The organism is Streptomyces sp. NPDC001401, from assembly GCF_042895385.1.
GTDB lineage: Bacteria > Actinomycetota > Actinomycetes > Streptomycetales > Streptomycetaceae > Streptomyces.
The window spans coordinates 660,747-682,104 of sequence record NZ_JBIAWI010000002.1 but is presented as its reverse complement, the minus strand read 5'-3'; the positions used below and the strand labels follow the sequence as shown (position 1 = coordinate 682,104).

20 protein-coding genes are annotated in these 21,358 nt (G+C 69.9%); 16 read left to right on the top strand and 4 right to left on the bottom strand.

The features are described from left to right. Positions 1 to 102: 102 nt before the first annotated feature. From ACFY10_RS10640 to ACFY10_RS10605, 8 genes are all read left to right on the top strand, one after another. Complete coding sequence (locus ACFY10_RS10640) at positions 103 to 1,368, top strand: ABC transporter substrate-binding protein (RefSeq protein WP_390664680.1); 1,266 nt, start codon at positions 103 to 105, stop codon at positions 1,366 to 1,368. Positions 1,369 to 1,388: 20 nt separating this feature from the next. Beyond that, positions 1,389 to 2,357, top strand: coding sequence for a carbohydrate ABC transporter permease (locus ACFY10_RS10635; protein WP_390664679.1), 969 nt, complete (start codon positions 1,389 to 1,391; stop codon positions 2,355 to 2,357). After that, complete coding sequence (locus ACFY10_RS10630) at positions 2,354 to 3,220, top strand: carbohydrate ABC transporter permease (protein WP_390664678.1); 867 nt, start codon at positions 2,354 to 2,356, stop codon at positions 3,218 to 3,220. Before ACFY10_RS10635 ends, ACFY10_RS10630 begins: the two co-directional genes overlap by 4 nt. Before the next feature lie 27 nt (positions 3,221 to 3,247). Then, complete coding sequence (locus ACFY10_RS10625; protein WP_390664677.1) at positions 3,248 to 6,151, top strand: glycoside hydrolase family 2 TIM barrel-domain containing protein; 2,904 nt, start codon at positions 3,248 to 3,250, stop codon at positions 6,149 to 6,151. Positions 6,152 to 6,240: 89 nt separating this feature from the next. After that, on the top strand, positions 6,241 to 7,317 hold the full coding sequence (locus ACFY10_RS10620; protein ID WP_390664931.1) for an MFS transporter: 1,077 nt from the start codon (positions 6,241 to 6,243) through the stop codon (positions 7,315 to 7,317). Beyond that, positions 7,314 to 8,321, top strand: coding sequence for an ATP-binding cassette domain-containing protein (locus ACFY10_RS10615; protein ID WP_390664676.1), 1,008 nt, complete (start codon positions 7,314 to 7,316; stop codon positions 8,319 to 8,321). Before ACFY10_RS10620 ends, ACFY10_RS10615 begins: the two co-directional genes overlap by 4 nt. Position 8,322: 1 nt before the next feature. Continuing rightward, positions 8,323 to 9,126, top strand: coding sequence for an ABC transporter permease (locus ACFY10_RS10610; RefSeq protein ID WP_390664675.1), 804 nt, complete (start codon positions 8,323 to 8,325; stop codon positions 9,124 to 9,126). A 5-nt stretch (positions 9,127 to 9,131) separates the two neighbouring features. Then, on the top strand, positions 9,132 to 9,932 hold the full coding sequence (locus ACFY10_RS10605) for an ABC transporter permease (RefSeq protein WP_390664674.1): 801 nt from the start codon (positions 9,132 to 9,134) through the stop codon (positions 9,930 to 9,932). Between the two features lie 13 nt (positions 9,933 to 9,945). Here the strand turns inward: ACFY10_RS10605 and ACFY10_RS10600 are convergent, their stop codons facing one another. After that, positions 9,946 to 10,929: a phosphotransferase enzyme family protein gene (locus tag ACFY10_RS10600; protein ID WP_390664673.1), complete on the bottom strand. Its 984-nt coding sequence runs from the start codon at positions 10,927 to 10,929 to the stop codon at positions 9,946 to 9,948. Between the two features lie 47 nt (positions 10,930 to 10,976). Further along, positions 10,977 to 12,206 carry an MFS transporter gene (locus ACFY10_RS10595; protein WP_390664672.1) on the bottom strand — a complete coding sequence of 410 codons (1,230 nt, stop codon included), beginning with the start codon at positions 12,204 to 12,206 and terminating at the stop codon, positions 10,977 to 10,979. Positions 12,207 to 12,463: 257 nt separating this feature from the next. On the opposite strand from ACFY10_RS10595, the gene ACFY10_RS10590 reads away from it, so the two are divergent. Beyond that, a complete protein-coding gene (locus ACFY10_RS10590) occupies positions 12,464 to 13,543 on the top strand; it encodes an endo-1,4-beta-xylanase (RefSeq protein WP_390664671.1) in 1,080 nt (359 codons plus the stop codon). Between the two features lie 18 nt (positions 13,544 to 13,561). Here ACFY10_RS10590 and ACFY10_RS10585 read toward each other — a convergent pair whose 3' ends face one another. Beyond that, positions 13,562 to 13,870 carry a hypothetical protein gene (locus ACFY10_RS10585; RefSeq protein ID WP_390664670.1) on the bottom strand — a complete coding sequence of 103 codons (309 nt, stop codon included), beginning with the start codon at positions 13,868 to 13,870 and terminating at the stop codon, positions 13,562 to 13,564. Between the two features lie 13 nt (positions 13,871 to 13,883). Here ACFY10_RS10585 and ACFY10_RS10580 point away from each other — a divergent pair, with 13 nt between their 5' ends. From ACFY10_RS10580 to ACFY10_RS10560, 5 genes are all read left to right on the top strand, one after another. After that, a complete protein-coding gene (locus ACFY10_RS10580; RefSeq protein ID WP_390664669.1) occupies positions 13,884 to 14,267 on the top strand; it encodes a hypothetical protein in 384 nt (127 codons plus the stop codon). A 64-nt stretch (positions 14,268 to 14,331) separates the two neighbouring features. Then, positions 14,332 to 14,916, top strand: a complete 585-nt coding sequence (locus ACFY10_RS10575) for a TetR/AcrR family transcriptional regulator (protein ID WP_390664668.1) — start codon at positions 14,332 to 14,334, stop codon at positions 14,914 to 14,916. Further along, positions 14,909 to 15,727 carry an alpha/beta fold hydrolase gene (locus ACFY10_RS10570; protein ID WP_390664667.1) on the top strand — a complete coding sequence of 273 codons (819 nt, stop codon included), beginning with the start codon at positions 14,909 to 14,911 and terminating at the stop codon, positions 15,725 to 15,727. Before ACFY10_RS10575 ends, ACFY10_RS10570 begins: the two co-directional genes overlap by 8 nt. Positions 15,728 to 15,756: 29 nt before the next feature. Further along, positions 15,757 to 17,142 (top strand): hypothetical protein, encoded by a 1,386-nt coding sequence (locus tag ACFY10_RS10565; RefSeq protein ID WP_390664666.1) that lies wholly within the window; start codon positions 15,757 to 15,759, stop codon positions 17,140 to 17,142. Between the two features lie 58 nt (positions 17,143 to 17,200). Continuing rightward, positions 17,201 to 17,932 (top strand): hypothetical protein, encoded by a 732-nt coding sequence (locus ACFY10_RS10560; RefSeq protein WP_390664665.1) that lies wholly within the window; start codon positions 17,201 to 17,203, stop codon positions 17,930 to 17,932. 11 nt (positions 17,933 to 17,943) lie between these two features. Here ACFY10_RS10560 and ACFY10_RS10555 read toward each other — a convergent pair whose 3' ends face one another. Beyond that, positions 17,944 to 18,369 carry an NUDIX hydrolase gene (locus ACFY10_RS10555; protein WP_390664930.1) on the bottom strand — a complete coding sequence of 142 codons (426 nt, stop codon included), beginning with the start codon at positions 18,367 to 18,369 and terminating at the stop codon, positions 17,944 to 17,946. Positions 18,370 to 18,839: 470 nt separating this feature from the next. Between ACFY10_RS10555 and ACFY10_RS10550 the strand changes: the two genes are divergently transcribed. Both ACFY10_RS10550 and ACFY10_RS10545 read left to right on the top strand, forming a co-directional pair. Continuing rightward, a complete protein-coding gene (locus tag ACFY10_RS10550; RefSeq protein ID WP_390664664.1) occupies positions 18,840 to 19,844 on the top strand; it encodes an esterase/lipase family protein in 1,005 nt (334 codons plus the stop codon). A gap of 78 nt (positions 19,845 to 19,922) precedes the next feature. Then, a complete protein-coding gene (locus ACFY10_RS10545) occupies positions 19,923 to 21,311 on the top strand; it encodes a hypothetical protein (protein WP_390664663.1) in 1,389 nt (462 codons plus the stop codon). Positions 21,312 to 21,358 lie beyond the last annotated feature (47 nt).

Sequence of the window (21,358 nt, the reverse complement as noted above, 5' to 3'; positions counted from 1 at the left end):
GTTAACGTCCCGCACCGCAACGCATTTTTCGAGCCACGTAGCGCTGAAGCCGTGGAGCTGAAGCCGTGGAGCCGCAGCCGCAATCGAGACAAGGACGTCAGCATGTCGGCAATGAGCAACAGCAACTTCTCCCGCCGGTCACTCTTCCGGGCCGCCGCGGGCATGGCCGCCGCAGGCACCCTGGCAGCGTGCGGCAGCAACAACGGCCGGGGCGGGAGCGGGGGTTCGGGCCCGCAGCTCACCCAGTACTTCCACGCCTACGGTGAGGCCGGGACGGAGCAGGCCCTCAAGCGGTACGCGGCGGCGTACAAGAAGGCCGACGTGAGCACCAACTGGATCACGGGCAACAACTTCGAGTCCGCGCTCTTCGCGGCCCTGCTCACCAAGAAGGCGCCCGACGTCTTCGAGTTCCACCCGCAGCTGCAGCTCGTCAAGAGCGGCCAGGTGGCCGACCTGAGCGACCTCATCGACCCGGTCAAGGACGACTTCAACCAGAACGACATCAAGTCCCACACGGTCGACGGGAAGATCTACGGGATACGGATGATCGACGACCCGCAGTTCTTCTACTACCGCAAGTCGATGCTGGAGAAGGCGAAGGTCGACGTCCCGACCACGCTCGACGAGCTGATCGAGGCCGCGGCCAAGCTCACCACCAGCAAGGTCAAGGGCGTCTTCCTCGGCAACGACTTCAGCGCGATCCAGAACCCCATCATCTGGTCCGCCGGCGCCGACACCATCAACGAGAAGAACGAGATCGCCTATCACACGGACGGCGTCGTCGAGGGCCTCAAGAAGCTTCGCACGCTGTTCACCAGCGGCAACGTGCTTCTGGACGCCCCGACCGACTTCTGGGACCCGTCCTCGCTCAACCAGGGCCTGTGTGCCATCCAGTGGGGCGGCATGTGGTCCATGCCGGCCATGCAGAAGGCCCTCGGCGACGACCTCGGCATCTTCCCGTTCCCGAAGATCGGCAGCGCAGGCAAGCTGTCCGTCTACAACGGCGGCTGGTCGATCTTCGTCAACGCCAAGGGCAAGAACGTCGACGCGGCCAAGGAGTACGTGAAGTGGCTGTGGCTCGACCAGAAGCAGTACCAGGAGGACTGGGCCACCTCGTACGGCTTCCACATCCCGCCGCGCACCTCGATCGCCAACAAGGCCACCAAGCTCAAGTCGGGTCTGCCGGCCGAAGGCGTGAAGCTCTTCACCGACTACGGCCACTTCGACAACATCGCCTACGACCAGACCATGCAGACCGCGTTCGCCGACGTGATCGCGTCCTCCGTCCGTAAGAACGGCAACCCGGAGGCCGCGCTCGACACCTGCGACAAGAAGGTCAACGTCGAGCTCAAGAAGCTGTTCGGATAGGCCGCCGGGAAGACCACGACATGTCGACCACCACCACACGCGGGGTCGCCCAGCCCGCCCCGGCCAAGGCCTCCCAGGCCCGGCCGCGGCGGGGCCTGCGGGGCAACGCCACCCTGAACTTCTGGCTCTTCACCGGGCCCTTCCTGATCGGCCTGGCGATCTTCGTCTTCGTGCCGATCGTCTGGAGCGTCTGGCTCAGCTTCTTCGACGCCCGCTACACCGTCACGCCGAGCCATTTCATCGGTTTCGACAACTACAAGCAGATCCTGACCAACAGCGGCTTTCCTGATTCGCTGCTGACGTTCACCGTGTTCGCCGCGTTCATCGTGCCAACCACCTGGGCGCTGTCGCTCGGGCTCGCGCTGCTGGTGAACCGCCTTCGGTTCATGAGGGCGTTCTTCCGGTCGGTGTTCTTCCTGCCGACCGCCGTCTCGTACGTGGCCGCCGCCCTGATCTGGAAGATGTCCATCTTCAGCGGCGTCCGCTTCGGGCTCGCGAACACGGTCGTCGGTTGGTTCGGCGTCGACAACATCGCCTGGGTGTCCAACCCGACTCCGCCCTGGTACTGGCTGGTCATCGTGACCCTGCGGCTGTGGATCCAGTCGGGCTTCTACATGATCCTGTTCCTGGCGGCGCTGCAGAACATCCCGGCCGAGCTGTACGAGGCCGCCGCCATCGACGGTGCGAAGAAGGGCTGGCAGACCTTCCGGTACATCACGCTGCCGCAGCTGCGCGCCACTTCGACCGCGGTGATCCTGCTGCTGCTCATCGCCGCCTACCAGGCCTTCGACGAGTTCTTCAACATCATCGGGCAGAAGGCGACCTGGGCCCAGACACCGCTCATGGTGCTCTACAAGTCGGCCCTCGGCACCAGCCAGGACTACGGCGCCGGCAGCGCGGGCGCGGTCATCCTGTCGCTGCTCATCTGCCTCGTCACCCTGATCCAGGGCAAGTTCATGGGCTTCGGAAGGGGGGATGAGTCCAAGTGACCACCACCGCACCGCAGATCGGCAAGCAGCGCAAGAAGGGCCGGGGCGTCTTCGGCAACACGGGGCTGTACATCGCCGTCGGCGTCGCCGCCCTGCTCTTCCTGATCCCCTTCTACCTGATCCTCCGCAACTCCCTCTCCACGGACCTGGAGATCACGGGCGAGAACTGGAAGCTGCTGCCCTCCTTCCAATGGGGCAACATCTCCGAGCTGTTCGACGACCCCACGGTCGACTTCGGCCGCTCCATGATCAACTCGCTGGTCGTCGCCGTCCTGACCACGTTCGGCACCCTCCTCGTCTGCTCCCTGGCCGGCTACGGCCTGGCCCGCATCCCGTACAGGCACGCCAACAAGGTCTTCTACGCCGTCCTCGCGACCCTGATGGTCCCGACGGCCGTGACCTTCGTGCCGAGCTTCGTGCTGGTCTCGTCGCTCGGATGGGTGGACACGTACCGCGGTCTGATCATCCCGGGCCTGTTCAGTGGTTTCACCTGCTTCCTTTTCCGGCAGTACTTCCTGGGATTCCCGAAGGAGCTGGAGGAGGCGGCACGCGTGGACGGGCTCGGCTACTGGGGCGCGTACTGGCGGATCGTCGTACCCAACTCGCTGAACTTCTTCGCGGCGATCGCCACGATCACCTTCATCAGCGCCTGGAACTCCTTCCTGTGGCCGCTGGTCATCGGCCAGGACCCGAGCTCCTGGACCGTCCAGATCGCGCTGTCCTCCTTCATGACCAACCAGACCGTCAACTTCCATCTGATCTTCATGGCCACCGCCATCTCCATCCTGCCCCTGATCTTCGTCTTCCTCTTCCTCCAGCGCTGGCTGGTACAGGGAATCGCACAGACCGGCATCAAGGGCTGACGCCCTCCACTCACGACCTGGAGACCGATGTCTTTCCGCACCTCCCCCACTCTCGACTCCGCTCGAGCGGGGGCACCCCCATCGGCCTTTGACTACGTAGAGGACGTCTCACCCGGCAGCGGGGCCCTCCCGCCCCGCGCCTGGTACGCGTCCTCGGATGCGAAGTCCCTGTCGCTGAACGGCAGTTGGCGGCTGCGCGTATCGCCGACCGTCGATGCCGGGGACGACTCGTTCGCCGAGCCCGGATTCGACGCCGGAGGCTGGGCCGAGGTCACCGTCCCCGGCCACTGGGTCCTGCAGGGCGACGGCGCCTTCGGCCTGCCCATCTACACCAACCACCTCTACCCCTTCCCGGTGGACCCGCCGCACGTCCCGACGGAGAACCCGACCGGCGACCATCTGCGCGTCTTCGACCTGCCCGAGGAGTGGCCCGCCGAGGGCGGTTCCGTCCTCCGGTTCGACGGCGTCGAGTCCTGCGCCCGCGTCTGGCTGAACGGCACGGACATCGGCGAGTTCAAGGGCTCCCGGCTGCCGCACGAGTTCGCGGTCGGGCACCTGCTGAAGCCGAGCGGCAACGTCCTGGCCGTACGCGTGCACCAGTGGTCGGCCGGCTCGTACCTCGAGGACCAGGACCAGTGGTGGCTGCCCGGCATCTTCCGTGACGTGACGCTGCTGCACCGCCCGGCGGGCAGCGTGCTCGACTTCTTCGTAAACGCTTCCTACGACCACGTCACGGGCGAGGGCAGCCTGCGCGTCGACTCCGACGTCGACGGGCGGGTGTCCGTGCCCGCCCTGGACATCGATGTCGCCACGGGGGAAACGGTTACGGTACCGGTTCAGCCGTGGTCGGCCGAGGTGCCGAAGCTGTACGACGGCGAGCTGGTCACCGAGGGCGAGCGGGTGCCGCTGCGCATCGGTTTCCGTACCGTGGAGCTGGCCGACGGCCTGATCAAGGTCAACGGCAAGGCGGTGCTCTTCAAGGGCGTCAACCGCCACGAGTGGCACCCGGAGAAGGGCCGCGCACTCGACCTGGAGACCATGCGCGAGGACGTGCTGCTGATGAAGCGGCACAACCTCAACGCGGTGCGCACCTCGCACTACCCGCCTCACCCGGCCTTCCTCGACCTGTGCGACGAGTACGGCCTGTGGGTCATCGACGAGTGCGACCTGGAGACCCACGGCTTCACCGAGCAGGCCTGGCGGGACAACCCCGTCGACGACGACCGCTGGACCCCGGCCCTGATCGACCGCGCGGCCCGCATGGTCGAGCGCGACAAGAACCACCCGTCGGTGGTCATCTGGTCGCTGGGCAACGAGGCCGGCACCGGACGCGGCCTCACCGCCATGGCCGAGTGGATCCACGGCCGGGACTCCTCGCGCCTCGTGCACTACGAGGGCGACTGGAACTCCCGTGACACGGACATGTACTCGCGGATGTACGCCTCCCACGGCGAGGTCGAGCAGATCGGCAAGGAGCTGGACGGCGGCACGCACAAGCGCCGCGACCTCCCCTTCATCCTCTGCGAGTACGGGCACGCCATGGGCAACGGCCCGGGTGGCATCGCCGACTACCAGGAGCTGTTCGAGAAGTACGACCGGCTCCAGGGCGGCTTCATCTGGGAGTGGATCGACCACGGCGTCACCCACCCCGAGCTGGGCTTCGCCTACGGCGGCGACTTCGGCGAGGAGCTGCACGACGGGAACTTCGTCTGCGACGGCCTGATCTTCCCGGACCGGCAGCCCTCCCCGGGCCTGCTGGAGTTCAAGAAGGTCATCGAGCCCGTCTCCATCGACGGCGCCGACGGCACCGTACGGGTCACGAACAAGCAGGACTTCGCCGACCTCTCCGCCTTCGCGTTCGAGTGGTCCTACCAAGTGGACGGCGAGAGCGTCGAGTCGGGCGCCCTGTCCGTGCCCGCGCTCGCCCCGGGCGCCTCGGCCGACGTCAAGCTGCCCGAGCCGCCCGCCGACCACGGGAGCGGCGAGACGCAGTGGACGGTACGGGCACTGCTGGCCGCCGACACCGTCTGGGCGCCCAAGGGCCACGAGGTGGCGTGGGGCCAAGTCCCGGTCACCGCACGGGCGTTGCCCTCCGTGGCAGCGACCGACGGTCCGGTGGCCGGCGACGGCGTGATCACGCTCGGCCCGGCCTCCTTCGACGCCCGCACCGGTGCGCTGAAGACCATCGGCGGAGTCGAGGTGAGCGGCGGTCCGCGGCTGGACGTGTGGCGGGCGACCACCGACAACGACGAGGGTGCCGAGTGGCTGACCGGCATCCGCTCCGCGGAGCTGTGGCGCAAGTACGGCCTGCACCGCATGCGGCACCGCCTCGACTCCGTGGAGCTCGGTGACGACGCGCTGACCGTACGGACCCGGGTGGCGCCCGCCGCCTGGGAGTTCGGGCTCGCCGCGGTGTACCGCTGGACCTCGGACGGCAGCCGCCTGAGGCTGACCGTGTCCGTGGGGCCGGAGGGCGAGTGGCCGGTGCCGCTGCCGCGCCTCGGCGTGCGGTTCGGCCTCACCCAGGCCGACGCCGTGAAGTGGTACGGCGGCGGCCCCGGCGAGGGCTACCCGGACACCAAGTCGGCCTCCAAGGCGGGCCGTTGGGAGTCCACGGTCGACGGGCTGCAGACGCCGTACCTGCGCCCGCAGGAGAACGGCGCGCGCGCCGACGTCCGCTGGGCGGAGCTCGGCGGACTGCGCATCGAGGGCGACCCGGAGTTCTTCCTCAGCGCCCGCCGCTGGACGACGGAGCAGCTGGACGCGGCCACCCACCTCACCGACCTCACCCCCGGCGAGACGGTGTGGGTGAACCTCGACCACGCCGTGCACGGCATCGGCACCGGGTCCTGCGGCCCGGGCGTGCTGCCGCAGTACCAACTGCCGGCCGAACCAGCCGAGTTCTCCTTCGTCTTCTCGGAGATCAGTTGACGGACACGGACATACGGTCCCCTGCGGCCGGCCGGCTCTTCAGTCGGCCGGCCGCAGTCGCGTCCTGCGTCGGCTTCGTCCTGATCGGCATGCTCCAGGCGCTGTACGGCCCCGCGGTGCCGGGCCTGCGTGCGCAGTTCAACCTGTCCCCGTCCGGTGCCGGGCTCGGTCTGAGCCTGCACTTCTCGGGCGGCGTCGCGGGCGTCCTGGCCTTCAACGCGATCCATTCCCGGATCAGCAACAGGGCGCTGCTGGCGGCGAGTTACGGCCTGATGGCACTGGGCGGCGCGGGCTTCGCGCTCGCCCCGAACTGGCCCCTCGCCCTCGCCGCCGCCTTCCTCGGCGGCCTCGGCTTCGGCGGCATCGACTACGGACTCAACCAGCTGTTCGCCGTGGGTTTCGGCGACCGCTCCACGGCCATGCTGAACGTCCTCAACGCCCACTTCGGCATCGGGGCGGTGCTCGGCCCGGCGGTGGTGGCATGGCTGGGGCCGGACGAGTACGCGTACGCCTTCGCGGCGTGTGCGGTGCTGGCTGCGGCGCTGGTCCCGCTGGGCTCAAGTGGCGTACGTACGCGGGGTGTTGAGCCGTCGGACCAGCAGACAGGATCGCTGGGCGGCCTGCCTCGCATCCTGATCGGCTTCCTCGCGCTCTACATCCTGAACGTCGGCGTGGAGGCAGGCGTGGGCGGCTGGGAGCCCACGCATCTGGAGACCGTCGGCTACAGCGCGACCGTGGCCGCGTCGGCGACCTCCGTGTACTGGCTGATGATGACGGCGGGCCGTTTCCTCGTCGTGCCGATCACCCTGAAGTACTCCCCCGAGCGCATCCTGACGCTCTGCGCGGCCGGCATGACCGTGTGCCTGCTGCTGGCACGTGTAAAAGGAGTGGCGCCGGTGGCCTACGCCGGTGTTGGGTTGTTCATCGCGCCGGTCTTCCCGACCGGACTGCCCTGGCTGAACAGGGCGCTTCCCCAGGCGAGGCGCGCCGGTGCCTGGGTCATCGCCGCGTCGATGATCGGCGGAGTGGCGGCTCCCCCGCTGCTGGGGGCGGGCATCGAGGCCTCGGGCATCCACGCCGTCCCCTGGCTGCTGACCGTGCTCTCCGCCGCCTCCCTCGCGGCGACCGTCTGGCTGATCCAACTCACCCGGAGGTTCATCGAGTGATCGGCAGTATCGAGGTCCGCTCCCTCTCCCGCTCCTTCCACACCACCGTGCGCCGTGCGGGTTTCGCCGGCACGCTCAGATCGCTCGTCAACCCGGAGCGGGCCGTCAAGCACGCCGTCTCCGACATCAGCTTCGACGTGGCCCCGGGCGAACTCCTCGCCCTGCTGGGCCCGAACGGCGCCGGCAAGTCCACCACCATCAAGATGCTCACCGGCATCCTCACACCCACCTCCGGCGAGGCCCGGGTCGCGGGCGTGGTGCCGTACGAGGAGCGGGAGCGCAACGCCCGTAACATCGGGGCCGTGTTCGGGCAGCGCACCCAGCTGTGGTGGGACCTGCCGGTCAAGGAGTCGTTCGCGATCCTGCGGGACATCTACGACGTGCCGAATGCCGAACACGCCGCCCGGCTGGGGGAGTTCGACGACATCCTCGAACTCTCCGCCTTCTGGGACACCCGCGTCCGGCATCTCTCCCTCGGCCAGCGCGTGCGCTGCGACCTGGCGGCCGCTCTGCTGCACGACCCGCCGGTGGTCTTCCTCGACGAGCCGACCATCGGCATGGACGTGGTGGTCAAGGAGCAGGTGCGGGAGTTCCTGCGGCATCAGGTCGAACAGCGCGGCCGTACGGTCCTGTTGACCACGCACGACATGACCGAGGTCGAGCGGCTCGCCGAACGGGTCGTGCTGATCAACCACGGACGGCTCGTCCTCGACGGCACCCTCGACGAGATCCGCCGCAAGTTCGGCTCGACCTGGCAGGTGCGGGCGACGCTCGCCGACGGGCACACCGACGTCGTACCGCCGCCGGGCATCGCACTGCTGCGGCAGGACGGCCCGCAGGTGGTGTTCGGACCGGACGGGCCGGAGGCTCCCACGGTCCACCAGGCGCTCAAGGCGGTCATCGAGCGGTACGAGGTGACGGGCGTCGCCATCGACGAGGCGGACCTGGAGGACGTGATGCGGGTCGCGTACGCGCATGCGGAGCCCGCGGCGGAAGGGGTCTGACATGGCCGTTCTGCACGCGTGGCGCACCGCCCGCGTCACCCCGCTCGGCGAGTTGCACGCCCCGCCCCGGATGACGGCCGTCCTGGTCCGGCTGACCGTCCAGGTGGTCCTGGTCGCGTCCCTGTGGAGCGGCCTGTACGCGCATGCCGGCGCCACGGCCGGCATGAGCCGCGAGCAGGCCATCACCTACGCCGTACTGGCCGTACTCGCCTCCCGGCTGCGGGAGTTGGACCAGTACGCGGGCCGGGACACCGTCCTGCAGCACATGCATTTCGGCACCATCGTCTACTGGTATCTGCGTCCGCTGCCGCCCGCCCGCTACCACGCGCTGCGCGCGCTCGGCGAGCAGGTCTACGGGGCCGCGTGGGCGCTCGCCGGATACGCGGTGTGTCTCGCTGCCGGGGTGATCGAGCCGCCCGGATCGGCCGCGGTGGCCGGGGTGTTCGTGGTCAGCCTGCTGCTCGGCCAGCTGGTCCTGTACTTCGTGATGCTTCTTCTGGACCAGCTGTGTTTCTGGACCATCCGCAACTCCTCCGCGATGCTCATCCTGCTCTTCGCCCAGAACCTGCTGTCCGGGGTGTACGCCCCGCTGTGGTTCTTCCCCGACTGGTTCCGCACCATGAGCACCTTCCTGCCCTTCCAGGCGACGCTCAGCGTGCCGCTGTCGCTGTATGTGGGCCGGATCCAACTGGCCGACGCGGGCGGGCAGTTGGCGATCCAGGCCGTGTGGGTCGTACTGCTCTTCCTGCTCACCCGGTTCCTGTGGCGACGGGCCGCCCGCCGTGTCATCTCGCAAGGAGGCTGATGCCCATGAGTGCCGTCCGGATCATGTGGCGCATCACGCGTCTGAACATCCGCGCCCAGATGGAGTACCGCGTCGAGTTCCTGCTGAACATCGCGATCGGCGCGATCTGGCAGGTGTCGGTGATCGTGTTCGCGACCGTCCTGCTGTCCCGGTTCACCGGGATGGGCGGCTGGGACAGCTCGGAGGTGCTGCTGATCCCGGCGACACGGATGCTGGCACACGGGTTGTTCGTGCTGTGCCTGGGCCGGGTGCACCAGCTGGGCCGGTTCATCCAGGAAGGGAAGATCGACATCTATCTGCTGCGGCCGATGCCGGTTCACCGCCAGGTGCAGCTGCAGTTCTTCCCCACCAACGCGATCGGCGACCTGACGGTGGCCGTGGGCCTGATGGTCGGCGCCCTGTCCCGCAGCCAACTCGACTGGACGACGGGTCGGATCACGTACCTGATCGCCTGTCTGCTCGGCGGCATGCTGCTGGAGGCGGCCCTGTTCACCGCGGTGGCCTGCGCCGCGCTCCGTTTCCCGGCCGCCGACTACTGGGGCCGCTGGCTGGAGGAGCTGCTCGGCACCTTCGGCAGCTATCCGCTGAACGTCCTGCCCCGTGCGGTGGGCGGCTTCCTCACCTTCGGCCTCCCGCTCGCGTTCGTCGCCTACTTCCCGGCCGCGGTGCTCACCGGGCACGGCCACGACACGGGCGTCCCGTACTGGCTGGCGGCGGCCTCCCCGCTGCTCGGCGTGCTCGCGTACCTCGGGGCGCGGCTGCTGTGGCGCTGGAGCCTGAACCACTACACGGGGGTGAACGGATGAGCCGCGCCGGGCCTCAGGGCCACTCGCGCTCGAGTTCCTTGATCAGCCGGGAGAGCATGGCCGGCTCCGGCAGATTGCGCAGGGACCTGGCAACCTCTGTCTCCCCGAACTCGCGCTGCTCCAGGGTCTTCGCCGGGTCCACCGCCGCTTCGGCCTGCACCTGGATGTAGTTGAGGCTCGTCGCGACGAGTGTCGAGAACGCGTCCAGGCCCCGGATCCTCCCGGGGCCGCCGGCCTCCAGGTAGGCGCGGACGACTCGCCGCGCGGAGTCCGCATTCAAGCGGTTTCGTCCCGACCATGCGAACACGATCCAGGCCAGCTCACGCTCCGGTGCCGTGGGTCCCGCGTTGTCCCAGTCGATCAGGACCGGGCCTTCGGGGCCCAACAGCACGTTCTGCGGCTGGACATCGAGATGCGAGGTCACCAGTGCGCTCCGGTCGGCCGCGGTCACCAACCGCGCCAGTTCCCCGGCCGGGCCGGCGGCGAACCGGGCCAGTGCGTCCGACCATGGCAGGCCCGCAGCACCCGTCCTTTGGTGCAGTTCCTCCCAGTCGGCCTCCTGAGGGCAGGTCTCGTACCAGGAACTCGGCGCCTCGCTCGCGCCTTCTCCGGCCACATGCAGCAGCGCGAGCGTACGGCCGACCCAGCTGAGGATCTCCGGCCGGGCCGGGTCGGCCCCGGCCCCGTCGACCCATTCGTAGAGCTTCACGGAGGATCCGCCCAACCTGGGCGGAAGCCAGGAGACATGGGCGCCGTCGCGGTTCGCGAGGAGCTTCGGGGAGGCGATGCCGAGTCGCTCCGAGGCCTCCCGCAATGCGGCTTCCCGCTGGACCTGGTGCTCGTCACAGCCGAAGAGCATCTCCTTGACGGCCCATGTCGAGCTTCGGCCCGACAGCTTCCAGATCTGCCCCAGCGCACCGCGCGTGACGGGAGTCATCGTCCACGGACCGGCGCCGAGTCCGTACACCTCGACCAGGTGATCGACCGCGTTGCGCATAGGGGTTCCCCTCTCCTACCTGTGATTCGACGGGTCCGGTGACCGTGTCAGGCGCTCCTGACCGGCGTGAACAGGGCGACGGCCGGGATCCCGGCGCAGCAGCAGCCCGCGACGAGCGCCGCCGGTCCGGTGCCGTGCCGCTCGGCCATCCAGGTGAGGACAGCGGCGCCGACGGGGGCCGCCGAGTAGTGGAGGGTCCAGAAGGCGGAGGTGACGCGACCGAGCAGGGGCTCGGGAGTGATCTCCTGGCGCAGGGACATGGAGCAGGTGCCCGCGATGGCGACGCAGGCCAGGAAGAGCGCGCCCAGGGCGGCCACCACGCGCACGTCCCCGGCCCAGCCCAGGCCGGCGACGGCCGGCCCGCACACCGCGACCGCCCCCATCCAGGTCCGCCCGAAACCGAGCCGGCGCCGGATCCGGGCGACCAGCAGCGAGCCGGCGATCGTGCCGAGCGCGCCGCACGCCATGACGGTGCCGACCGTGCCGTCGTCGTGGCCGAGGTCGTGCTTGAGGTGGTAGATGACCAGGTCGGTCAGGCCGAAGGTGAGGAAGCTGAAGACGAAGAGAAGGGCGGTGAGGGACCGCAGGACGGGGTGGCCGTAGAGGAAGGACACCCCGGTGCGCAGGTCCCGCCAGAGGCCGGTGCGCCGGGGTGGGCGGTCGTCGGCGGGGCGGGCGCGGAAGCGGACGAGGAGCATGCAGGCCGCCGACACCCCGAAGCTCGCCGCGTCCACGCCGACGGCGGCGGCCGGCCCGGTCCAGGCGGCGACCAGTCCCGCGCCCAGCGGCCCCATCACCCCGGCCGCGGCGGCCGTCGCGTTCAGGCGGCCGTTGGCCTCCGTCAGCCGGTCGCTGCTGACCAGGCTGCGGACGACGGTGACGTAGCCGACGGCGAAGAACGTGCCGACGGCCTCGCACAGCGGCAGCACCGCGTACAGCAGCCAGAGCTGCGGCCCGAACAGCCACACGACGGGGATCAGTCCGTACAGCACCATCCGTACGAGGTCGCAGGCGATGAGGAGTCTGCGGCGGTCGGCACGGTCCACCACGACCCCGGCGAAGACCGCCGCGAGGACGGCGGCGGCCGAGCCCACCGCCGTCAGCAGGCCCATGCGGGCGACCGACCCGGTGGCCTGGAGGACCAGCAGGGGCAGGGCGACGAGGGCGAAGGAGTCGCCGAGGACGGACAGGGTCTGGGCCGTCCAGAAGATGCCGAAATCCCGTTGCCGCCAAAGGGGTTGAGCGGTGTGGGGTGTGATGTCGGGCGTGCTACTCACGGACCCTCGACTGCCGGACCCGCCGTCATGGCTGCCGGACCCGCCGTCGTCGCTACCGGACCCGCCGTCGCGGCCGCCGGACTCGCCGTCGTGCCTGCGCGCCTCGTGCGTCACGCACTCCCCCTCACCGCCTCATGCTCCCCCCTCGGCCCGGCAACCCTATGTCCGTCTCGATCCACGGCAACCGAATTTCGGTCGGCGGCGACACAGGGGGGACGCACCCCGCATCCCCCACCTCCGTCCCCTGAGGAGCAGCCGTGCCGCACACGCCGAGAACCCACCGCCGCCGCCTGGTGCGCCCGCTCCCCCTCGCCGCCGCGGGCGCCCTGATCGCCGCCGCGGCCGTCGCGCTCCCCCAGCTCACCCCGGACGCCTCGGCCGCGACCACCCTGCGCGGATACGCCGACGGCCGCGGCGTGAGGATCGGCGCGGCCGTCGGCGACACCCCGCTGACCTCCGACTCGTCGTACACCACCGTCCTGGACCGGGAGTTCGACTCGGTGACGGCGGAGAACGCGATGAAGTGGGACGCGGTGGAGCCGAGCCGGTCCAGCTTCAACTGGGCCGCCGCGGACCGTCTGGTGGCGCATGCCGCCGCCCACCACCAGGGCGTACGCGGCCACACGCTGGTCTGGTACTCGCAGCTGCCCTCCTGGCTCAGGAACGGCAGCTTCTCCGCCTCCGAGCTGAATTCGATCCTCAAGAGCCACATCGACACCGAGGTCGGCCGCTACAAGGGCAAGGTGTACGCCTGGGACGTGGTCAACGAGGCGTTCAACGAGGACGGTTCGATGCGCAGTTCGCTGTGGCAGAACAAGCTCGGTACCGGTTACATCGCGAACGCCCTGAAGTGGGCGCACGCCGCCGACCCCGCCGCGAAGCTGTACATCAACGACTACAACATCGAGGCGGACAACGCGAAGAGCGACGCCCTGTACGCCCTCGCGAAGAAACTCCGCGCGAACGGCGTCCCGTTGAACGGCATCGGTTTCCAGTCGCACTTCGTGGTGGGCGGGGTGCCGTCGTCGATGAAGGCGAACCTCAAGCGCTTCTCCGACCTCGGCCTGGAGGTCTCGGTCACCGAGCTCGACGTCCGCATCCCGCTGCCCGCCTCGGCCGCCGAACTCGCCCAGCAGTCCGCCGACTACAAGAGGGCGAGCGAGAACTGCCTGGGCGTGGCCCGCTGCGCCGGGATCACGGTGTGGGGCGTCTCCGACAAGTACTCGTGGGTGCCGGGCACCTTCGGCGGGTACGGGGCCGCGCTGCCGTACAACGAGAGCTACGCGCCCAAGCCCGCCTACACGGGGCTGTCGAACGGGCTCAATCCGAACGCCTGAGCCGCGCTCGGCGGTCGTTCACGCGGTGACCAGGTCGTCCCAGTGGTCGGCAAGCGCGGGAATGGGCTGCGGAACGGGGCCGAGGCCACCGTCGTACGGTGCTTCGAGCTCGTCGACCGCGTCCTTGACCGCCCGTTCGGAGAGGGCCGGCGGCACGGGAGGAAGCGTGTGGCGGACGCCCGGGCCGTCGCAGGCGTGCGGAGTGGTGTCGGCATGGTGCGGTACCGGTGTGTAGCTGGTCCAGTCGAGGCTGTTGAGACGGTGGAGCTGATCGGCCCAGTGCTGGGCGTCCCGCATGTCACCGCGGCGCAGATGCAGCAGGTACACGCACAGGGCAGCGGTGACGCTGCCGGCGCCTGCTGTACCTCGCCGACCAGGAGGAGGGCGAGCCGGAGAACGTGTACGTCACCCTTCCCAACGCGAGTGGTGGGGCAACCAGCTCTGGCAGGGCTCCCCCGACTCGCCGCGCGACGACGCCCTCGCCGCCGTCGCCGAGGCGGCGCAGGACACCCTCACCGAGTGCCTCTGGCAGGCCTGGCCGGTGTGCGCCGTGCACGACCTCGGGATGCATCTGAGCGAGAAGGACGGCCGGCCCGCGTGGCGGTGCACCGGAGCCGGGCGGGACCCGGAGCACGTACGGGCCGAGGTCGGGGAGCTCCGAGAGCTGGTACGAGACAGCCCGGCCGTCTGTGACGCGGGAGGGAATTCGGTCGCCGAGAAGTAGCTGGGCATACTAGGCTGCTTCCTAGGATGTCTAGGAAACAGAAATTCGGAGGTCGGTCGCGTCCATGGTCAGAGCCGGACTCACCCCAGCCCGCATCGTCGCGGCGGCAGCCGACCTCGCCGACGAGGTCGGCTTCGAGAACGTCACCCTGTCCGCCCTGGCCCGCCACTTCGGCGTGAAGGACGCGAGCCTCTACTCGCACGTCAAAAACCTCGACGACCTCCGCACGCGCCTCGCCCTGTTCGCCGGCGCCGAGCTGATCGACCGCATCGCCGTCGCCGTCGCCGGACGTGCCGGCAAGGACGCGCTGGCCGCCTTCGCCGGCGCCTACCGGGAGTACGCGCTGGAGCGGCCCGGGCGGTACGCCGCCACCCAGATCCGTATGGACCAGGCCCTGGTCGCCGCCTCCCCCGACTTCCGCCGCACCGCCGAGATCACCTACGGCATGCTCCGCGCCTACGGCCTCGAGGAGCCCGATCTCACCGATGCCGTACGCCTGTTGCGCAGCACCTTCCACGGCTACTGCGCCCTGGAGGCCACCGGCGGCTTCGGTGCCGCGCGCGATGTGCAGAAGTCGTGGGACAAGGCCGTGGACGCCCTGCATGTGACGCTCGAACACTGGCCCCGCGAGGAGAAGAACCATGGCTGAGGACCTGCATTACGACGTACGCGGCAAGGGGCCCGTCCTCTTGATAGTCCCCGGTGGGGCCGGACACCCCATGGGCTTCGCCCCGCTGACGGACGTCCTCGCCGACCGCTTCACCGTCGTGACGTACGACCCTCTCGGGCTCGCCCACGGGCGGCTCGGAGAACCCGTCGGCGACCAGCGGGTGGAGGAGTGGAGCGACGGGGCGTCCCGGGTGCTCGACGAGGTTCTCGCCGAGGGCGAGTCCGCTTACGTCTTCGGGACCAGTTCCGGCGGTATCGCCGTCCTCGACCTGCTCGCCCGGCATCCCGAGCGGCTGCGCCACGTCGTCGCGCACGAGGCACCCTGCGTGGGGGTGCTGCCGGACGGGACGCGGCAGCAGGCCATGTTCCGGGAGGTCTACGACACTTATCGCGCCACCGGGCTGCAGGCGGCCGGCCTTCGGCTGGGCGCAGGTCTGGCGGGGCGGGAGCCACAGGAGAGTCCGTCGGGGCAACCCCTGTCACGAGCCGAGGAGTTGGGCACCCCGATGGCCCTCTTTCTTGCCCATGTGCTGCGGCAGTTCACCTCGTACGTTCCCGACCTCACCGCGCTCACGGCCTCCGCCGCCCGCCTCACCCTCGCCGCCGGCTCCGACTCCCGCGGTCAACTCCTTCACCGCACCGCCCAGTTCCTCGCCGAGCAGAGCGGCAGCAGCTTCGTCGAGTTCCCCGGCGGGCATGTCGGTGTGGCCGAGCATCCCGTCGCGTTCGCCGAGCTGCTCGCCGAGACGCTGGTCGCAGGCGGCGGCACACCCGTCCCGCTGACCACTTAGACTGGAAGCTTCGGGGGAGGGAGCGCGCCTTGTCTCAACAGCAGCTGGGACGCGGTCCCTTGAGATCGAACGGCACCGCACCGGAACCCGGCGGGCCGAGTGAGGCCGCCCGGTTCGTCGGCTGGCTGGGGAGCCTCGGCTGCGCTGCCGCCGGGTATGCCGTGTTCCAGTTCCTGTTCGGGGTGCTGCCCGACTCCCTCGGCGGACAGGCCGCCAAATACCTGGTCTCAGGGGTCAGCGGGATCGGGACCGGCGTGGCCGCCTGGCTCGCGGCGGCACTGCTGCGGGCCCGGGCGGGGACGGCCGGCCCCGTCACCAGAACGGCCGCCGTCGTGGCACCCGCTGCGCCCGGCCCCCTTCCCCAGGTCTTCGCCGCCGCGTACGGCACGCTCGTCGACAAGGTGTGCGTGGTCGACGACCCGGCCCGTGGGCGGCTCACCGGCTGGTCGCACTCCCTCGGCGAGAACAGCCCGACCCGCCCCACGTCCGTCGGCACCGCGTACGGCCTGCACATCATGCTCGACTTCGGCGCACCCGACGGGCGGCTGCGCACCGGGGATCTCGTGGACACGCTGTGGCGGCTGCGGCTGCCCGACGGGGGCTGGTCCGCACGGTCGCAGGGTGCGGAGGCCCGACCCGAGGTCACCGCCCTGGTGCTGGGTGCGCTGGCCCGGGCGGGGGCGTCCGGCGAGCGGCTCGCTCAGGAAGTGGGCCGCTGCACGGCCGGCTTCACCCGCGAACTCGACCGTGCCGGGCGGGAGTCGACCCACGTCGTGACCACCGTACTGCGCGGACTGCTGCGCGCCGCGCCCGACTCCGCCGTTCTGCCCGTGCTGCGCGAGGCCCTGGCCGACGGCGCGATCAGCGACCCGCGCCGTGAGCACCTGCGCTGCTGGAGCTACCGCCTCGACCCGCCGTACGGAATGCCCTCCGCACTGCACACGGCGCAGGCGGTCGTGGCCCTGGACCGGGCCGCCCGGGTACTGGACGAGCCCGAGGGCGCGGGGGTGCGCTCCGCCCGGGAGGACGGCGTCCGCTGGCTGCTGGCCTGCACGAGCACGGCCCACACCCGCTGCCCGGACCTGAGGAACCTGCGCGAGGAGGTGCGCCGCCCCCGCACCGACGACCCCTCACGCCACGAGGTCCTGAACGTACGGCACTTCACCGCCTCCTGGGTGCTGCGCGCCCTGATGACCCCGGGCGCCCGGGAGGTCGCGGCGCAGGACGGGCTGGAGGAGGCGCGGCGGGAGCGGCTGGACGGCGCGGCGGCCGCCGTGTGGGCCGGGCAGACGGACGGCATCTGGTCCTGGGGCCGTACGGACAGCAGTGAGCTGCGGCATCCCATGTGGATGACCTATCAAGGCCTTTCGGCGCTGCGGTCACATGCCGTATGGATGTATCGACCGGACGAATGACCGGAAGAACGAACCGAGAACAGTGAACCGAAAGCAGTGGACCCGGAGGTATGTGTGCATGGGCGGTCGGCAGGTTCTGGCGGCGCGACGACTGCTGGCCGGGACACTGGACGGTGAACTGCCCGAGCACGAACTGGTCGCCGCGGCCCGCTTCGTCGTCGCCGAACTCGGCTCGCCCGAGCGGCTGTTGGAGCTGATCGCCGAACTGGCCTCCGGCGAGGGCGATCCGCAAGGATGCGCCCGGTTCTCCTACCGGCACGTCCTCGGCTTCGACAAGCTGTTGCTGATCGACGGCGGGCCGCTGCACAAGCTGCGCGCCCACCTGTGGCACCCCGACGCCGGCGCGATCGGCAAGGAGGACATCCACAACCACCGTTCCCCGCTTGCCTCTTACGTCGTGCGCGGGCGGCTCGCCATGGAGTTGTACGACGTCGAAGGCGGCGGCAGGGACGGAATCCCGGCCGCCCGGTACGAGGAGTCGCTGAAGCAGGGATCGTCGGACTGGCTGCTGGAGCCGGCCGGTCCGGCGCGGCTGCGGCTGACCCATGTGGGGCAGTACGCGGCGGGCAGCGCATACGCCCTGCCGGCGCACACCCTGCACCGCGCCTGGTGCGACACGGACGTGCCGACCGTGACGCTGTTCCTGGAGACGGGGAGCGAACGACGGCAGCACACCGACGTGTTCACCGCGGCGGGCCCGCATCCGGGCGCCGTACCGAAGGTGCCGCTGGAGGTGGACGACTACCTGGGTGCGCTGAACGGACTCGCCGAACTGCTCAGGAGTTCATGAAGGTCAGGAGTTCAGGAAGGCGAGTTCACGAAGGCCTGGTCCACGATGTCGAGGTTGTACTCGTCGATCTCGACCGTGGTCAGCTCGGAGCGCGCGAGCCAGGCGTGGGACTGGTCGGCCCGAGGCAGGGTGACCTGCTCGGTCAGCGGCCTGACCAGGAAGTTCTCCTGCCAGTTCTTGATCTCGTGCCCTCGGTACTCACTGACGAAGGACGACTCGCCGACCTTGCGGACGACCTCCCCCAGGAGCCCCGTCTCCTCCTTCAGCTCCCGCAACGCACCGTCCCGGGCGCTCTCGTCCGGATCGAGCTTGCCGCAGGGAACGCCCCACACTCCGGGCAGGAACTTCTCCGTCTCACTGCGGCGGACCAGCAGCACCCGGCCCTCGTCGTCCATCACGACGGCAGCCGCCAGTCGCTTGTCGCCGGGGATGTCCATGTCCATGGTTCCTCGGTCCCTCGCCGGAGATGAGTCCAAAGGGTCTGATACCCACGAAAGCATCCACCGTACCGCGGACTGACCGCGTTCCGCTGTGACCCGGATCGCTCCGGCCGGGTTTGACCGCCCGGTTCGGCCAGGTGGCGGCCGGCCCGAGGACGTGGTCGACCATGCCGGTGACGGCCCGGGCGGGTGTTTCCCGTGAAGTCTCGGTCATACCGGCAGGCTGGGAGCACGTCGCTTCGGTGACGGCCGAACTGTGCACGCCCAAACCGTTCGTCTCAGGCCCAATCCGTTCGTGTCACGCACGACCCGTTCGTCTGCGCCGAGTTGGGAGAGGACACGGGCCGGACGGGTGAATTCGCTGCTCCATGAGAGGCGTTGTGCGCTGTCGTCGTGCAGCGCACACACGCCGCTCCTCGATCATCTCCGCGTCGGCGCTCGGCCGGCCTGAGACGAGGAGCGGCGCGATGACTGATCGGAATGTTTCCCGGAGGCGGTCTGGCCGGCGGCGCGCCAGGTGGGCCGCGGTCTGTGCGGGGCTCGCCCTGACGCTGGCGGTGGGGCAGCAGTGCGCGGCAGTGGCGGCCGACAGCCCCGCGCCTCCGGCACCACCGCGGAACATCCTCGCCCTCCCGGCGGCGGGGCTCGGCGGGCTCGTCAACCCCGATGCGCCACCGGCCGGGGCCGACGACTGGAACTGCAAGCCCACGCGTCAGCATCCGCGCCCGGTCGTCCTGCTGCACGGGACCTGGGCGAACGCCCATCTCAACTGGGGCATGCTGTCCCCGTATCTGAAGCAGCAGGGCTACTGCGTCTTCGCCGTCAACTACGGCGGGGCGCCCGGCAGTCCGATCAAGGCAACCGCGCACATCCCCGACTCCGCCCGGCAGATCGCCGCTTACGTCGACCGCGTGCTGAAGGCCACCGGGGCCAAACAGGTCGACCTCGTCGGGCACTCCCAGGGCGGCGGTCTGACGCCCCGCTGGTACCTGCGGTTCGCGGGTGGCACGGACCCCGCGCACCCGAAGCGGAACAAGGTGCACAGCCTGATCGGCCTGGCGCCGTCCAACCACGGCACGACCGCCTCCGGCCTCGGCACACTGACCACGAAGCTCGGCCTCAACCAGCCCGTGTCCCTCCTCGTCGGCCAGGCGTACGCGGACCAGATGGTCGGCTCCCAGGTGAACACCACGCTGGACCGGGCCGGGGACACCCAGCCGGGCGTCTCCTACACCGTCATCGCCACGAGGTTCGACGAGGTCGTCACCCCCTACACGCACCAGTTCCTGGCCGCGGGACCGGGCGCGACCGTCAAGAACATCACGATCCAGGACGTCTGCCGCCAGGACCTCTCCGAACACGTCTCGATCGCCTACGACTCCAACGCCGCCCAACTCGTCCGCAACGCCCTCGATCCCGCCCACGCCCAGCCCGTCCAGTGCGGCCTCACCCTGCCCGTGCTCGGCGGCTGAAACCCGCCACGCCGTGACGCCCGCCGCCCCGGGAAACCGGGGCGGCAACCCTTTGAGCGACCGCGGCGACAAGGGGGCATGACTTCAGCAAGACGCACGACCACCCACCGCCGGGTCCGGGCCGCCCGTAAGCCCGTGATCGCCGGACTCGCCGCGACCGCCGCACTGGTCGGCGCCTGGTACGCCACCGCCGGTGCCTCGACGACCGCCGCCTCCGGCCTCGCGGTCGGCACCACCTCGGTGAGTCTGTCGGCCAAGTTCCCTTATCTGTCCGCCGGTTACAACAACACGCGCGAGTGGACGCGGACGGCGACCGCGGTCGCCCCGAACGGCACTCTGCGCGTGGCCTGGCCGGCCTCCGACGGCGTCCACGTCACCCCGCTGACCTCCGCCGGGAAGCGCTCGGGTGCGGACACCGTCGTCAAGGGCGCCAAGGAGGTCGGCGGTCTGGTCGCGCACAACAACGGCTTCGCGCTGCTGACGCGGGTCGCCGACACCAACAAGTGGCACGACACGGCGGCCGCGCTCGTCCGCTACACGAACGGCAGGCAGACCTTCCGCACCAAGCTCACCGGCGCCTCCTCGCACGACACGTCCCCGACGCTCGACGGCCAGCTCACCTGGAACGGCACCAAGTACGGCGCGTACTTCGTCGTGCACGGCGCGGGCGGCTTCGCCGACGGGCACTACGGCGACAAGCTGTCGTACATCAGCGCCAAGGGAGCGAAGCTGAGCGGCGGTTGGGGCTGGGGCTGCAGCCACAACGAGGGCATCGCGCTGCACGCCGAGAAGTCCGGCGCCTTCACCTCCCTCTGCTTCGACGACTGGCGCTCGGGCCTGTTCGTGTCGACGGGCATCGCCGCCCCGGACGTGGCGCCGGTCGTGCAGCGCGAGCAGTGCTGGGCGGGCTACTGCGGCGGTACGTTCCCGAGCCGTACCGGTGACCTGGTGAAGTCCTCGACCGGCCGTTACGCCACCGCGTTCGCCTCCCGCGGCGCCGCCTCGGCCAAGAAGAACCCTGCCGACTCCTCGGGCCGCGGCTGGTCCGTCACCCCGAAGACCAGCACCCACCAGGTCGCGGTCGCCTTCCTGAAGAACCGCAGCTCCGACCCCGGCAAGGCGGTCTACCTGACCGGTGCCAAGGGCACGGAGCACGTGAACGTCCACCTCGCCCCGTACGGCAAGGACAAGCTCCTGCTCTCGTGGGAGTCGCTGAACAACGCCAAGTGCAAGGACGGCACGTGCACGGGCAGGTTCGCGGGCACGCATCTGCGGCTCATCGACTGGAACGGGAAGTTCCAGAGTGCGGACAAGGTGGTAGGCGCACGTATCACGGGCGACATCGCGGTCTGCGCGAACGGTGCACTGACCTGGGCGTACGTGCCGGTGACCCCGTCGTACGCATCGCCTCTGAACGGGGCCTCCCCGACCTCGAAGACCCTGAGGATCGCCCGGCTCACTCCCTGATGGACGCAGGCCGGTGCGGGGGGAAATGAACCGGTGTCCGCCGGAGT